Origin of the sequence: Kistimonas scapharcae, from assembly GCF_039540975.1 — a bacterium.
Classification (GTDB): domain Bacteria; phylum Pseudomonadota; class Gammaproteobacteria; order Pseudomonadales; family Endozoicomonadaceae; genus Kistimonas; species Kistimonas scapharcae.
In genome coordinates this window covers 1-14,677 of the sequence record NZ_BAABFL010000464.1, presented here as the reverse complement: position 1 = coordinate 14,677, position 14,677 = coordinate 1, and the positions used below count along the sequence as shown (strand labels likewise).

Here is a 14,677-nt window from a genome sequence, read left to right as displayed (position 1 = left end):
CTGTATTCCAAATTCCAATAATTGTCTGGAGTGTTTGCGATGAGTGAGAATCGCGTTGTAATTTTCGACACCACCCTCAGGGATGGCGAGCAAAGCCCTGGCGCATCAATGACCCGAGATGAAAAACTGCGCATTGCCCGTTCCCTGGAAAAAATGCGGGTGGATGTCATCGAAGCAGGATTTGCCATGGCCAGCCTGGGGGACTTTGAGTCTGTCAAAGCCATTGCCGAAACCATCCGGGAAAGCACTATCTGCAGCCTGTCCCGGGCACTGGACAAGGATATCGATCGCGCTGCCGAAGCTCTGAAACCGGCCTCCCGTGGACGAATCCATACCTTTATCGCCACCTCGCCCATCCATATGAAATACAAGCTTCAGATGGAACCTGAGCAGGTGATTGAACAGGCCGTCCATGCGGTCAAGCGCGCCAGGAATCTGGTGGAGGATGTTGAGTTCTCCTGTGAAGACGCTGGCCGTTCCGAGCTGGATTTCCTCTGCCGGATTATCGAGAAAGCCATTGATGCCGGTGCACGCACCATCAACATCCCGGATACCGTCGGCTATGCGCTGCCCCACCAGTTCGGGGAAACTATCCGGCAGCTGATCGAGCGTATCCCTAATTCCGACAAAGCCATTTTCTCCGTGCATTGCCACAATGACCTCGGACTTGCTGTGGCCAACTCACTGGCAGCCGTCGTAAACGGCGCCCGACAGGTAGAGTGCACCATTAACGGTCTGGGTGAGCGGGCAGGTAATGCCTCACTGGAAGAGATCGTCATGGCGATTCGCACACGCAGTGATTGCCTGCAGGTCGATACCGCTATCGATACTCGCCAGATTGTGCCTGCCTCTCGCCTGGTGTCCGGTATCACCGGTTTCCCGGTGCAGCCCAACAAAGCCATCGTTGGAATCAACGCTTTTGCCCATGAAGCCGGCATCCATCAGGACGGCGTACTCAAGCACCGGGAAACCTATGAAATCATGAAGGCCGAGGACGTCGGCTGGAATGCCAATCGGATGGTATTGGGCAAACATTCCGGCCGGAATGCGTTCAAGAGTCGCCTGCAGGAACTCAACATCACGATCGCGGATGACGAAGCGCTCAACAAGGCCTTCATGCAGTTCAAGGCGCTGGCGGACAAGAAACACGAAATCTATGACGAAGACCTTCAGGCCCTGGTCACCGATGCCAGAAACCAGGACATTGCCGAGAAGTACAGCCTGTTGCAGATGGAGGCCAGCTCGCGGATGGGCATCACCCCAGAAGCTCGCCTGACCATGACAGTGGATGGCAAGGAAAAACAAATCACCAGCGAAGGCGATGGCCCGGTGGATGCGATCTTCAAGGCCATCGAAACCGTGGCAGAGTCCGGTGCCAAGCTCGAGCTTTACTCCGTCAACGCGATCACGGAAGGTACCGACTCCCAGGGTGAAGTCACCGTCCGCCTCGCCAAGGACGGACAGATTGTCAACGGTAATGGCGCTGACACAGATATCCTGGTGGCATCCGCCAAGGCCTATATCAATGCGTTGAACCTGCTGACATCAGGCATTCGCAAGGCAAACCCGCAGACAGGCAGCGTCTGACCAACGTCCGTCAATCCAAAACGGGCAGTAACCATTCTGTTACTGCCCGTTTTGCTTATCCGCGGTTTTGCATACAATAGGAAGGTGCCAGTCAACAGCCCCTCCGGGGCGGGAGCCACCGGAGCCGCATGAACGAACAGCAACGCCAGCAATACCTTGACGCCATGGGCATCCAGCCTTGGTATCCCCGCTATATCCTGCCGGAAGCCAAACCCTCGACGACCTGTGAATGGGACTGGGAAGCCTGGGAGGCAGAACATCCACCAGCAGCCGTAGCAGAACAACCCCAGCACAGCGCTGAGCAGGCAGTCACACCTGCCCCCTTTAAGCCTGCCGGTAAACCGGTTATGCGACCTGCGGATATTCTGGGTGAAACACCGGAACAAGCCGTTGAAACGACTACTGAAACGCCAGCAGAAAACGTTACCGTCCAGAGCAAACCCGTCAAACCTGCTGAGCGGTTTCGTCTGGTCACGCTTTCAGTTGACGACGATTGCCTTGTGGTTTCCGAATTGCCCAGCACGGGTATGAACCAGTTCACCCGATTCCATGAAAGGCTCTTAAGGAATCTTCTCTTTTCCGTTGGCATTCCTATTGCTCCAGCATTACAACCCGCACTGTTTGACTGGCCCATCGCCGGCAATCGGGCTGATCAGGATGAGCAGGCAGCCCACGACGCCGTGCACGGTTACCTGACCAACCAGTTTGGCCTGCGACGCAGGAAAACGCTCTTTCTACTGGGTCGTAACTGCGTACGTTATGCCTTGGGCCCGGAGACCGATTTTGATGAAGTCCGGGGTATACAAGACAAAGACCAACAAATCACTGTGATAACCCACAGCCTGGATGCACTGATGAAACTGCCCGCCATCAAGGCTGACACCTGGCGCGATATTTCTCCTCTGTTAACCCGTAACTCATGATCACGTCTGAAACATTTTCCGAGCTTTCCCCGATTGTGCAACGCGCCATGACGCTTGAGGACCTGGAGTCCGTATTTGCCATCGAATGCCTTGCACATTCCCACCCCTGGTCCATTGGCAACCTCAGAGACTGTATTACCTCCGGCTATCACTGCCAGGTACTGGAACAGGACGGCGATATTGTCGCCTTTGGCGTTATCTCCGCGGCCATCGGCGAATCACACCTGCTGAACCTGGTCGTATCACCCAACCACCAGCGCCAGGGGCTAGGCCAACGATTACTCAACCAGCTTCTCAAAGCCGCTGTCACCCTGGATGCCGAGGTTATGTTCCTGGAAGTCCGCGCCTCGAACCAGGGTGCCATTACGCTTTATCTGGAAAACGGTTTTTCGGAAATCGGCCGCCGCAAGGATTACTATCCCGCCAAACAGGGACGAGAAGAAGCCATCGTCATGGTCATGGATCTCACCTTTCTTGACGATTGATATCACCTTCTGTCAATCGCTCCCTTCACATGCGTGGCGCAGGCCGATAGACTGCGGCCACGCCAACAACAACGATGACAGGCTTTGCCCATGGCCACACTGCTCCGAGCATGCTTCACGCTATTGCTGTTACTGCCCCCCCTGATTGCACAGGCAGATGATAAGCACTTCACCCTGCTGCATACCAATGACTGGCAGTCCCGCCTGCTGGGTTTCGGTCCCAACCTTGAGTACACCCCCCAAACGACCCACGATGACAAAACCACCGGTGGCATCGCCCGTCTCGCCACCAAGATCAAGACGATCCGCGCGCAACAAGCCGCTGGTGAACCGCTGATGCTGCTTGATGGTGGCGACTTCAGCATGGGTACCCTATTTCACACCATCACCCGGGAAACCGGCGCCGAACTGCAGCTGATGCAGAAACTGGGCTATGACGCCATCACCCTGGGCAATCATGAATTTGATTTCCGTCCGGATGGGCTGGCACAGATGATCCGTTCTGCGCATCAGGCACAAGGTGCCATTCCGCCCATCGTGATCTCCAACCTGTTTTTCTCTGAATCAGGTAAGGGCGATGCATCGCTGAAAGCGGTATACGATGACCAGCTGATCCGTCGCAAGCTCGTGCTGGTTAAAGACGGCATCCGGTTTGGTTTCTTTGGCCTGATCGGTGTCGATGCCCGCAATTCAGCCCCGAATGCCAAGCCTGTGCGGATTGACCGTCAGATCGACGTGGCAAAATCCATGGTGACTGAACTGAAGCAGCAGGATAAGGTGGATGTCGTTATCCTGCTCTCCCACAGCGGCGTGGTGCAAAACAGTGATGGTCTCTGGACAGGCGAGGAGGTCGAATATGCCCGCCAGGTGCCGGGTATCGATATCATCATCGGCGGCCACAGCCATACCCCGATTTTTGAACCCATCATGATCAACGGTACGCCGATTGTGCAGGCCGGTTCGGATGGCCAATACCTCGGAGAAATGTCGGCCAGGCTGACCGACAACGGTATTCGCATGACCGGCTATAAACTGCACCCGATCAATGACAAGATTCCCGGGGATCCGGAAATCAGCAAAATGATTGCCGGTTTCAAGGCACAGGTCAGCGAAAAAATGCTCACGCCCAGGGGATATCACTTCGATCAGCCACTGGTGAAAACGCCTGCAGACCTGGGTCGCGATTACGATGATCCCCGGCTCGGCAACCTGGTCACCGATGCCATCCGCAAAGCCACCGGCGCCGATATCGGCCTGACGGGTAATGGAACGCTGCGTGACGATATCCTGCAGGGCGAAACCGGCGTACAGGCTGTCTCTGATATCTTCCGGATTCAGCCTCTTGGCATCGGCGAACACGATGATGAACCTGGCTACCCACTGATGAAAGCCTGGCTGACCGGCCCTGAGGTCAAGAGCCTGCTGGAAGTACTGTTACTTGGTTACCAGACACGTAGTGACGCCTATTACCCCCGTCTGTCCGGCATTCGTTTTACCTATAACAACTTCCGTCCCCCGTTTGACCGGGTGACCAGGGTGGAGCTGGGCGATCCCGTCAATGGCTACACCATGATGGATCTCAGTGATAAAAGCGATCGCCTTTACAGCATTGGCGGAACCAGCTACGTCGGCAGCTTTACCTGGATTATTCCCGATATCAGCCATGGTCTGCTGAGCGTCACCCCGAAATACGCCAACGGTCAGCCCATTGCCAATATCCGTGACGCTATCCTGGATATCAGCCCGGAAACCCCCGGCATTCAGGAAATGAAAATCTGGCAGGCCATGCTGGATTACCTGGGATCACTGCCGGACCTGGATAGCGATGGTCTGTCCGACATCCCGCTGGACAGCACGACCACCGAGCAGCGCATGATTGCAGATCATAGCCTCAATCCAGCCAAACTCTTCAGCAACAGCACCTGGATTCTGTGGACGACACTCGGCCTGCTGATTATCCTGATCAGCCTGCTGGGATGGTTACTGACCGCTGTGGGACGGCGATTACGGCGTTAATACGCGTCATCAAGCGGTATGACTTGCGAATGCGAGCATACCGCGCCTTTCTCTCCTCCAAGCCTTGCTGCAAACTACACTTAGTACAACAGATTGCATGTGTCTGCCGGTAATCGACAGACGCTATGTTCTCTTAAACGATGACCTGAAACGCTAAAGATTCAATGGATTCCTTAAAACCACTACTGACCAACAATCGCACCTGGGCACAGGAAAACAAGACGCAGGATCCTGACTTCTTCAGCCGCCTGAGCGCCGGGCAGTCGCCCCAGTATCTCTGGATCGGTTGCTGTGACAGCCGGGTGCCTGCCGAAATGCTCACCGGCGCCCAGCCGGGTGACCTGCTGGTACACCGGAATGTTGCCAACATGGTGCTGCATGACGACACGAACTGTCTCTCCGTACTGCAGTTTGCGGTGGAAGCGCTGAAAATCAAGCATATCGTGGTGGCTGGCCATTACGACTGTGGTGGCGTGAAAGCGGCACTTAACGGTGGGGTTTCCGGAAAGTTAGGCTGCTGGCTTCATCACCTTGAAGACATTTACCAGCAACATAAAGCGCAGTTTGATTTACTGACCGATGAAGAAGAACGTATCAATCTGCTCTGCGAGCTCAATGTGGCTCACCAGGTCGTCAATGTCGCCAACACCACGACCGTTCGAAAGGCATGGCAAAATCACTTCCCCCTGACCATTCACGGCTGCATTTACGATATTGGCGATGGCTTGCTGAAAGAGATCGGCGTCTCGGTTAACGGTCCGGATGCCATACCCGCGCAATTTCAGAGTGCTGACCACGGCTAGCGGTTGTACGCGACGATCGCCGTCAACTTCCCGACTGATTCTGACGGGAATTATATTGACTATCATTGCTTAGTAACAAGCGTGCGGTTTTAGTTGTCGCTTTTCAATCAAACCTCAAACCATGGAATGGTACGTGATGATTAAAGTCCGCAATGCATTGCTGGCAGGTATGATCTTTTGCCTGCCCGCGACCAGTCAGGCTGTCGATATGTATGCCTTTGCCCGCGGGGGAATGGCCTCAACCCAAATTACCAATACCGACGCAACCAATCCGATTTTAGTATTAGGTGATCCTGGATACCCTTCCGTGTCTCAAAACGGTAGCTTGGGTATCGTCAATGAAAATAACAGCGATGACGCATCAACAGCAGCCTTAGGCATAGGGTTCGTTCTGAACAAACATTTCAGGCTAGAGCTGGAAGGTTCGCTGCAACGTGAATCAGATTTTCAAATTGATCTGCAAATTGGTGGAGATCAATTTGGAACCGGAATCACTCAGCCCCTTGGAACCGGCTTCAATAAAATCAGCATAGAATCCGAGATTTACCTGCTCAAAGCCTATTTTGATATGCCTATCAATGAGACCGTGGTCCCTTATTTCATGGCAGGTATCGGCTATGCGCGCAATAAGGCATCCGGTGTGCAGACATTTTCCGCCAACCCCAGCTGGAATGAAAAATGGGATGACACCACCAGCAACGATACTGCCTGGACCCTCGGCATCGGCCTGTCCTACCAGTTCGACCAGAACCTGACGTTCGACTTTGGCCTCGAACACCGAAACCTGGGCAACTGGGAACTGGACAATCTGCCGGCTACCGGTGATGAATCCTTCAAGGGCGACCTCGAATCCACCACACTGCTGTTTGGGGTACGCTATCTCTTTCATTGATGCACCTGTAACCCCACTGCACTGGTGACACCCAGTCCCAGTGCAGTCTTTCAGTAATACTGCGCCTGCCGGGAAAATCTTGCGAACAGAGAGGCCTGTGCTAACTTCCATAGGCGGATTGTTACTATCCCATCCGCATAATCGCCAGTACACCTGCCTTGATACCATTCCCAGTCACTGAGTCTGCCCGCATGAAACCCTGCCGCGCCCTGCTGTTCCTGACCACTCTGTGGTGCTCTTTCTCTTTCGCCACCTCGCTGCCAGCCCCCAGGCTCAACAACAATCCCCAGTGGGACATGGTGCTCACCAATCCCCAACCGGTCCTGACGTTCTCATTGGCCGGTTCCGATCCGTCCTGGGTCTACGAGCTGCAGATGGCCAAAGATGCCAAGTTTCGACAGACCGTGGCCACCTATAGCGACATCAGGCCATTTAACCAGTACTACGCCCAGATGCGGATTCCTGCTCGTGATGCCCTGTCGGACGGACGCTATTACTGGCGTGTGCGCACCCTCACCCCAAAGGGGATGAGCAGTGACTGGGTCGTCAGCCGGTTCACTCTTGATGTCGCAGGCTCACGCACATTCAGCGGTTATGTACGGGCACCGGTCAAACAGGTACTGGCGTCCTCCGGTGAAAATCCAAACAATATCATCGACTGGGATGATCAGGGGCAGCTGACGTATTGGAACAGCGCACCACTCGGAGTGGGGGACAAAGACAACTGGATCGTTCTGGACATGGGGAAGCGTACTACGCTAAGCCGTTTCTGGATGTTGTCAACCCGCAGCATCACACCGGCACCCGGCTGGCTGGTCGATTTTTACTGGCAAAGCAGCGATGACCTGAACCAATGGAAAACCATTGAGGATACCCGCGTCACGGGCAACGATACCTACCGCAACATTATTGATTTCAAGCCAGTCACGGCACGGTTCTTCCGCCTGATGATCAACAAGCAAAATGCTCTGCAGGCCCAGATCAACGCCATCATTCCCTATAGCCGTGGCAAACCCGCCATTCCTGACGTTCCGGATGGTCGTTATGTCCTGCTGGTCGGCAACCAGATGGATGGTTACACCTATACTCACCTCAAACGTTTTGTGGAAAGCAAAGGCTACAAGACGGTACTAATCCCCCACTATGATTTCTCATTGGATGTCCTGCGTCGCTTGAAACACCGCCCCATGGCGATTATGTTCAGTGGCAATAATGCCGACTGGCAATACCTGCCCATGTTCGAGTACTACGGCGAATATGAGGTCATGCGCGATGTCGATAACATCCCCATGATGGGAATGTGCGCCGGTAACGAATTCTTTGCCATGGCCCATGGCATCAGCTTTGCCCACTGGATGGAATGGTTTGATGACTCCATCTTCAGGCGATACATGGGCTTACCGGTGGATAAGGTCGAGATCCTGCCCCAGTTTTCCAGTGACCCACTCTTTGACAAGGTACCCAACCCCTTTCAGGCCGTTGAAATTCACAGCTGGGCCGTCAGTCAGGAGTTCATCAAGGAACATCAGGATTTTGCGGTCATGGCCCGGTCATCCTATATCCAGGTTATGCGCAACATGAACCGCCCTGTCTATTCCACCCAGTTCCATCCCGCCGCCGTGGTGCCTTACAACCAGTCTGAGCCCATCATGGCCAATTTTCTTGAACTGTCATCACGCTGGCACTGATCCCATCCCCCGGCAACAACAGGCGTACCCCGGCCTTTGCAGGGAACAGTTTCACACTTCCAGGTCAATGCTATGCAGGAAAACGGAACCCATGAACACATACGACGCAACTGGCTGATCACCCTGGCCATCGTCGTATTACTGGTGGCTGCCGGATACCTCTATCTGCAACACCAGAAAAAATACCCGGATACCGATGATGCCTACATCCATGCCAGCATTATTTACATTGCCTCCCAGGTCGCGGGCAAGGTAAACCGTGTCAATGTCGTAGATTATGAAGCTGTCGACAAAGGCGACCTGCTGGTTCAGATTGACCCGGCCCCTTATGAGGCGGCACTCGACAAAGCGCGGGCCGTCTATGAAAACGCTACCCAGCAGAACCGTGCTGCCGGGGAAGCCATTCTCGCCGCCAGTGCCGATGTTCGCAGCAGTAATGCCAAACTGACCGACGTACAAACCCATTACTCCCGCACCATGGCCCTTGTGGCGGAAGGTGTATTGCCCAAACAATCCGCCGATGACGCCAGGGCCGACCTCTCCGCGGCACAAAACGTCCTGGATGCGGCTCGGGCAACCCTCTCTCAACTGGTAGCTGAGCAAGGCGCAGATGGCAGCAAAGCACCTTCGGTGAAGGAAGCCGCGGCCGCATTGACCCAGGCCAGCCTAAACCTGTCATATACCAACATTACGGCGCCAACTTCCGGCCTGTTGGGAAAAGTCAGCATCCATCCCGGGAGTATCGTTGCTGTAGGTCAGGCCATGACGCCGCTGGTTGTCGACGGCAGCTTCTGGATGCAGGCCAATTTCAAAGAAGACGACCTTGGTCGTATTCGTCCCGGCATGCCGGTGGATATTGATCTGGACATGTACCCAGACACCACCTTCTCCGGCCGGGTAGAAGCCATTTCGCCCGCCAGCGGCTCCGCCTTTTCTCTGCTTCCCCCGGAAAATGCAACGGGCAACTGGGTCAAAATCCCCCAGCGCTTTCCGGTCAAGATCAGTATTGTGCAACAGGCCGGACAGCCACCTCTGCGGGTCGGCGCCAGTGGTACGGTGACAGTGGATACGGTTGCCCACAATGACACATCAGACGGCAGCCCGTAACATGAACCGGACGACGGTCACCCTGGCGATCATGCTCTCCGCCATTATGGTGCTGCTGGACATGACGATCGCCAATGTCTCCCTGCCCCATATGATGGGTTCGTTGGGCGTCACCTCCGAACAAATCACTTGGGTGCTGACCGCCTATACCATGGCAGAGGCGATTTGTATTCCACTGGCCAGTTACCTGACGCTGCGCTTCGGGGAACGCAACCTTCTGTTGATTTCAATTACCGGGTTTGTCACCACCTCAGCCCTCTGCGGACAGGCTGACACACTCGCGGAAATGATCACCTTCCGGATTATTCAGGGCGCCTTTGGCGCTTCGGTGATTCCACTGGCACAGTCCATCCTTGTGCAGATTTATCCGAAAGAAGAAAGAGGCAAGGCAATGGCCCTGTTCAGCGTGGGTATCCTGCTGGGTCCCATCCTTGGCCCGACGGTTGGCGGCATCATCACCGAACACCTGGACTGGCGCTGGATTTTCTATGTCAACCTGCCGGTGGGCATTCTCTGCCTTGGCCTGCTGTGGCGGTATGTGCATATCAGTAACCGTGGAAGCACCAGCGTCGACTGGATGCTGGTTATCAATATGGCCATCGGTATCGGGCTGCTGCAGATGGTGTTGTCGCGGGGCAACGAGGAAAACTGGTTCAGCTCCAACCTGATCCTGTTTGCCAGCGTTATCAGTGCCGTCACCCTGCTCCTGTTTATCATCCGCTCCTTTATGACCCGGGGAGATATTGCCCCCATATGGTTGCTGAAAGACCGTAATCTGGCCGCGTCATGCCTGATCATGAGCTGTTTCGCACTGGGCATGTTTGGCATTACCCAGCTGCAACCCATGATGCTGGAACAGTTGCTGAATTACCCGGTCGAAACCACCGGCTTTGTCATGGCACCACGGGGAATAGCATCTGCTGTCGTCTTGATAGCGATAGCCCGTTCTATGGATCGACTGGATGGCCGCATGCTGGTCGTCATCGGTTTACTGCTCAATGCACTGGGCACCTGGCTGATGACCCATTACTCCCTGAATATTGATCTCTTCTGGATTATTTTCCCCAGCCTGATCCAGGGGGCGGGCATGGGGCTGGTCTTTGCCCCCCTATCACAAATGGCCTTTATGACACTCAGCCCACAACAGGCGACCGGCGGCGCCGTTGTCTACAACCTCTGCCGCACCATCGGCAGTTCATTCGGCATTGCCATTGTGAACACCTATTTTTCCCGTGTACAACAGTCTGAATGGCACAGCCTGGGAGGTGCCCTGTCACCGGATAACATCACCCTGCAACACTATGCGGCCGCGCAAAACACATCCCTGGTCAACCCGGATTTCATGGCCAGCATCGCCCACATGCTTCAGCAACAGTCATCACTACTGGCCTTTGTTTATACCTTTGTCTTTATCATGGTGACCTACCTGGTACTGATACCGTTGGTGCTGATGTTCAGGAAAACATCAGCACCAACGGTAGCCCAAAACACCTGACGCTGTGGAGGCCGTTCAGCACCATGGACAGAATGGCTATTCGTTCGACAATCCGCTTCACCTGCATTGCGTTTATTGCGTACATTGCCGGCTACAGCTTCACTTGGCTGTGGCATGAACCCACGGCCATGATCGGTGGGCTGTGGGCCGTTATCTCCGGTTTGATTGTGTCGGAGCCCGCCACCGTCAAGGAAAGCATTGCCACCGCCAGAACACGGGTTACCGGCTCAGCCATCGGCTGCTTTTTCGGCGCGATTTATCTGCTGCTCATCGCGTTTGACCCTTTCACCTATGCACTGTTTATTGGCATCAGCTCATTGCTCTGCTACTTGCTGAACTACGGCCAGCACGTAAAACTGGCTGCGATCACTATGTCCGTGGTCATTGTGGTTTCATCCGTCTCCGATATTAATCCGGTCAAAAATGCCATCCTTCGACTGCTGGAATCCTGCATAGGCGTCGGTGTTGGCGTACTGGTTTCCTGGCTGCTGGATAAGGTGAACCACCACTTTGAACAATAAATAAACGAAAAGCACACAGGAAATAGAAGTACTAACGCACCAAAATCATTGAATAATTCGACAAAACATCGCACACAACATTTTTTACAACCAACCAAAAAAGAAATAACGCCTTTTTTCTGGTTAAAAACTCTTTTTCAGAGGTTTTTCCTGACAACCTCTGAAAAAAGTGACATAAGTCACAACTACAGACATTCATCGCATTGTAGGGTGTCGTTTAGCTGACTGCCCTGTGTCCCTGTCTAGAAACACTCGCGCCTGTTATTGCTCCCTTATCGTCACATGTCTGGAGTCTTGATGTCTCAGTCGACCAATGTCTTACGACAGCCGAAACCGTTTTACATGATTTTCTTCCTGGAACTCTGGGAACGATTTGGTTACTACGGCCTTCAGGCGCTGCTTGCCGTCTATTTCGTCAAACAGCTTGGTATGGACGACACCACCTCCTTCACCACCTTCGGCGCCTTTAGTGCCCTGGTGTTTGGTCTTGTAGCCATCGGAGGTTTCATTGGTGACCGGGTAATCGGCACCAAACGCACCATGGTGCTCGGCGCACTGGTTCTGGCCAGCGGCTACCTGCTGATGGGAATGGCGGATCATGACCATCACCTGGTCTACCTGGCATTGGGCTGTATTGCCGTCGGAAACGGCCTGTTCAAGGCTAATCCTTCCAGCCTGTTGTCCAAATGCTATGAAGAAGGCGACAAGCGCCTGGATGGTGCGTTTACCATGTACTACATGGCCATCAACATCGGCTCCTTCATCTCCATGGTTCTGGTGCCTGAACTGACCGATCGCTTTGGCTGGAGTGTCGGTTTCTTCACCTGCACACTGGGCATGATCCTTTCAGTCGGCAGCTACTGGTTCCTGCGCAGCTGGGTAAACGGCATTGGTTCTGCACCTGACCTTGCCCCTGTCGATATGAAAAAGATGGTTCTGGTGCTGGCGGGCACTGTCGCGGCGATCTTCCTCAGCGCCTGGATGCTCCAGAACCTGACCGTTGCCCACGTTCTGTTGGCGGCCGTCAGTAGCCTGGTTGTCGTGATATTCCTGAAAGAGATCATTGCCAGCAAAGGTACAGAACAGAAAAAGATGATCGCCGCATTGATCATGATGCTTCAGGCAGTGGTCTTCTTCGTGCTCTACATGCAGATGCCGACATCTCTTAACTTCTTTGCCATCAATAACGTTGAACACAACATCCTGGGCATTGCGATCAACCCGGTCACGTTCCAGTCCCTGAACCCGTTCTGGATCATGCTGGCCAGCCCCGTACTCGCTTACCTCTACAACCGGATGGGCAATAGCGGCCGAGACCTTTCCATGCCCATGAAGTTTGCGATTGGCATGACCCTGTGCGCCACCAGCTTCCTGATCCTGCCGCTGGGCGCCCAGTTCGCCAACGCCATGGGCATTGTCTCTTCCGGCTGGATTATCGCCAGCTATTTCTTCCAGGCGATCGGTGAACTGCTGATCAGTGGCCTGGGACTGGCCATGGTGGCTCAGCTGGTTCCCCAACGTCTGACCGGTTTCATCATGGGCGCCTGGTTCCTGACCTCTGCGGCAGCCTCTGTCATCGGCGGTTTTATCGCCTCAATGACCACGGTACCGAGCAGCAATGGTGCGGTGGACGCCCTGCAGACACTGCCGGTTTACGCCAAGGTCTTCCTGGAGATTGGCCTGGCAGCGGCTGTGATGGCCGGTCTGATGCTGTTGACTGCACCGCTGCTGGCCCGCATGATCAACGGCGATGAAACCATCGCAGAACAAGCGGCGACAGCCCACTAATACGCATTTATATAGACGAAAAAAGCCCCAATTTATCGGGGCTTTTTTTGCAGTTTTCAACAGCTATTAGGCTGACTCTTCCTCCAGCCAGAACACTGGATTAGGCAAAACGGATAACACCGCATCCAGATCTTTGACCGCGATCGCCACCGTCATTTCCGGCAGTCCGGGTGTGAACATGATCTCCTTACAGCCTTTCAGGCGGGAATCCACCACCATGACAATGTCAGCATTCTGACCCAAAGGACACACGGCACCAGGCAAACAGCCGGTCACTTCCTGCATGGTTTCCGGGCTACAGACAGATGGGCGACTACCCAGCAACTGCCGAACAGCCTTGCTATCCAGTCGCGCATCCCGATGGGTGAGATAAATACAGTAGCGGCCATCCTTCAGGTGGAGAAACAAGCTTTTGCTCGGTTCAGCCGTCCACCCCAGCGCCTCCGTGATCCGGGCATCGGTTTCGAAATCCAGAATGGGTTCATGCTCCCAACACTGCCAGTCGACGCCCGCCTCATTCAACTGGGAGAGTGTTCTCTGGTAAATCTGTTCCAACCGTTCACGCATTACATCACTACCCGTTTCAACAATGAAAACGCAATAACCCACATCATCAGCCAGATGACACCGTCAATCCAGCGCCGGACTTTGGGTCGACCGAGTACCGGCGACAATCTTGCCGCCCCAATGGAGAGGGCAAAAAACCAGGCAAACGACGCTATCATGGTACCTGCCGCAAAGGTGACACGATCACCGCCCTCAAACTGCCCGCCTATACCGCCCAGGATCATCACGGTATCCAGGTAAACATGGGGATTCAGCAAAGTGACCGCCAGTGTGCCTGCAATCACCGCACGGCGACTCGTACCGGTCACCTGCGCGTCTGCCACTTCATCCGTCGCACGAAGCGCACTTTTCAGTGACAGAAAACCGTACCAGAACAGGAAAGCGGCGCCACCGCTGGATACAGCCAACAATAGCGTTGGATGACTGGCAAACAACGTCCCGCCGCCAAACACACCCAGCGCTATGAGAAGCATATCGCAGATGGCACAGACGGATGCCGTCAACAGGTGGTGCTGACGTCGAATCCCCTGGTTCAGCACATAAGCATTCTGTGCCCCAATGGGAATAATCATGGTCGCTCCCAGGCCAAAGCCCCGGAGTAATGGCCAGACAGATAACATGGTCAGTGCTCTTTCCCCCGGGAGGTTCAATCAAACATGCGGCGCATCATGCCAGCAAACCGAAAAAATCCGCATAACATAAAGTGATAGTAAATCTAACCAAAACATTAGGGGCTGTTGACGTTTCATTGAAAGCCTTGAACCAAGCCTGAAAATCCGCAGTATGTTGCTACCGCTCATGCTTT

Annotated in this window: 13 protein-coding genes; 11 read left to right on the top strand and 2 right to left on the bottom strand. The window is 54.3% G+C overall.

All coding sequences use genetic code 11. The annotated features are described in order from the left end of the window. Window positions 1-39 precede the first annotated feature (39 nt). From ABD892_RS21900 to dtpA, 11 genes are all read left to right on the top strand, one after another. Window positions 40-1,587, top strand: coding sequence for a 2-isopropylmalate synthase (locus tag ABD892_RS21900; protein ID WP_345198304.1), 1,548 nt, complete (start codon window positions 40-42; stop codon window positions 1,585-1,587). Between the two features lie 128 nt (window positions 1,588-1,715). After that, window positions 1,716-2,510 (top strand): uracil-DNA glycosylase family protein, encoded by a 795-nt coding sequence (locus ABD892_RS21895; RefSeq protein ID WP_345198303.1) that lies wholly within the window; start codon window positions 1,716-1,718, stop codon window positions 2,508-2,510. After that, window positions 2,507-2,995: a ribosomal protein S18-alanine N-acetyltransferase gene (rimI, locus tag ABD892_RS21890; RefSeq protein ID WP_345198302.1), complete on the top strand. Its 489-nt coding sequence runs from the start codon at window positions 2,507-2,509 to the stop codon at window positions 2,993-2,995. The genes ABD892_RS21895 and rimI overlap by 4 nt, the downstream gene beginning before the upstream one ends. Before the next feature lie 90 nt (window positions 2,996-3,085). Then, entirely contained in the window at window positions 3,086-5,011 is a 1,926-nt protein-coding gene (locus tag ABD892_RS21885) for a bifunctional metallophosphatase/5'-nucleotidase (RefSeq protein ID WP_345198301.1), read from the top strand. Window positions 5,012-5,175: 164 nt separating this feature from the next. Further along, the gene (locus ABD892_RS21880) at window positions 5,176-5,814 is read left to right on the top strand and encodes a carbonic anhydrase (RefSeq protein WP_345198300.1); all 639 of its coding nucleotides are present in this window, start codon (window positions 5,176-5,178) and stop codon (window positions 5,812-5,814) included. Between the two features lie 121 nt (window positions 5,815-5,935). Continuing rightward, complete coding sequence (locus tag ABD892_RS21875; protein ID WP_345198299.1) at window positions 5,936-6,706, top strand: outer membrane protein; 771 nt, start codon at window positions 5,936-5,938, stop codon at window positions 6,704-6,706. Between the two features lie 191 nt (window positions 6,707-6,897). Then, on the top strand, window positions 6,898-8,394 hold the full coding sequence (locus tag ABD892_RS21870) for a discoidin domain-containing protein (protein WP_345198298.1): 1,497 nt from the start codon (window positions 6,898-6,900) through the stop codon (window positions 8,392-8,394). 72 nt (window positions 8,395-8,466) lie between these two features. Beyond that, window positions 8,467-9,501: an HlyD family secretion protein gene (locus ABD892_RS21865; protein WP_345198297.1), complete on the top strand. Its 1,035-nt coding sequence runs from the start codon at window positions 8,467-8,469 to the stop codon at window positions 9,499-9,501. Next, the gene (locus ABD892_RS21860) at window positions 9,476-10,996 is read left to right on the top strand and encodes a DHA2 family efflux MFS transporter permease subunit (protein WP_345198296.1); all 1,521 of its coding nucleotides are present in this window, start codon (window positions 9,476-9,478) and stop codon (window positions 10,994-10,996) included. The genes ABD892_RS21865 and ABD892_RS21860 overlap by 26 nt, the downstream gene beginning before the upstream one ends. A gap of 23 nt (window positions 10,997-11,019) precedes the next feature. Further along, window positions 11,020-11,517 (top strand): FUSC family protein, encoded by a 498-nt coding sequence (locus ABD892_RS21855; RefSeq protein WP_345198294.1) that lies wholly within the window; start codon window positions 11,020-11,022, stop codon window positions 11,515-11,517. 297 nt (window positions 11,518-11,814) lie between these two features. After that, the gene (gene dtpA, locus ABD892_RS21850; RefSeq protein WP_345198293.1) at window positions 11,815-13,305 is read left to right on the top strand and encodes a dipeptide/tripeptide permease DtpA; all 1,491 of its coding nucleotides are present in this window, start codon (window positions 11,815-11,817) and stop codon (window positions 13,303-13,305) included. Between the two features lie 66 nt (window positions 13,306-13,371). On the opposite strand, the gene ABD892_RS21845 is transcribed toward dtpA, so the two are convergent. Continuing rightward, window positions 13,372-13,872, bottom strand: coding sequence for a YbaK/EbsC family protein (locus ABD892_RS21845; protein WP_345198292.1), 501 nt, complete (start codon window positions 13,870-13,872; stop codon window positions 13,372-13,374). Beyond that, entirely contained in the window at window positions 13,872-14,492 is a 621-nt protein-coding gene (locus ABD892_RS21840) for a LysE/ArgO family amino acid transporter (RefSeq protein ID WP_345198290.1), read from the bottom strand. The genes ABD892_RS21845 and ABD892_RS21840 overlap by 1 nt, the downstream gene beginning before the upstream one ends. Window positions 14,493-14,677 lie beyond the last annotated feature (185 nt).

What these genes read in the sequence shown, in the direction of transcription:
- ABD892_RS21900 (WP_345198304.1), top strand. Translation starts at nt 40, where the DNA reads ATGAGTGAGAATCGCGTTGTAATTTTCGACACCACCCTCAGGGATGGC.
- ABD892_RS21895 (WP_345198303.1), top strand. Translation starts at nt 1,716, where the DNA reads ATGAACGAACAGCAACGCCAGCAATACCTTGACGCCATGGGCATCCAG.
- rimI (WP_345198302.1), top strand. Translation starts at nt 2,507, where the DNA reads ATGATCACGTCTGAAACATTTTCCGAGCTTTCCCCGATTGTGCAACGC.
- ABD892_RS21885 (WP_345198301.1), top strand. Translation starts at nt 3,086, where the DNA reads ATGGCCACACTGCTCCGAGCATGCTTCACGCTATTGCTGTTACTGCCC.
- ABD892_RS21880 (WP_345198300.1), top strand. Translation starts at nt 5,176, where the DNA reads ATGGATTCCTTAAAACCACTACTGACCAACAATCGCACCTGGGCACAG.
- ABD892_RS21875 (WP_345198299.1), top strand. Translation starts at nt 5,936, where the DNA reads ATGGAATGGTACGTGATGATTAAAGTCCGCAATGCATTGCTGGCAGGT.
- ABD892_RS21870 (WP_345198298.1), top strand. Translation starts at nt 6,898, where the DNA reads ATGAAACCCTGCCGCGCCCTGCTGTTCCTGACCACTCTGTGGTGCTCT.
- ABD892_RS21865 (WP_345198297.1), top strand. Translation starts at nt 8,467, where the DNA reads ATGCAGGAAAACGGAACCCATGAACACATACGACGCAACTGGCTGATC.
- ABD892_RS21860 (WP_345198296.1), top strand. Translation starts at nt 9,476, where the DNA reads ATGACACATCAGACGGCAGCCCGTAACATGAACCGGACGACGGTCACC.
- ABD892_RS21855 (WP_345198294.1), top strand. Translation starts at nt 11,020, where the DNA reads ATGGACAGAATGGCTATTCGTTCGACAATCCGCTTCACCTGCATTGCG.
- dtpA (WP_345198293.1), top strand. Translation starts at nt 11,815, where the DNA reads ATGTCTCAGTCGACCAATGTCTTACGACAGCCGAAACCGTTTTACATG.
- ABD892_RS21845 (WP_345198292.1), bottom strand. Translation starts at nt 13,872, where the DNA reads ATGCGTGAACGGTTGGAACAGATTTACCAGAGAACACTCTCCCAGTTG.
- ABD892_RS21840 (WP_345198290.1), bottom strand. Translation starts at nt 14,492, where the DNA reads ATGTTATCTGTCTGGCCATTACTCCGGGGCTTTGGCCTGGGAGCGACC.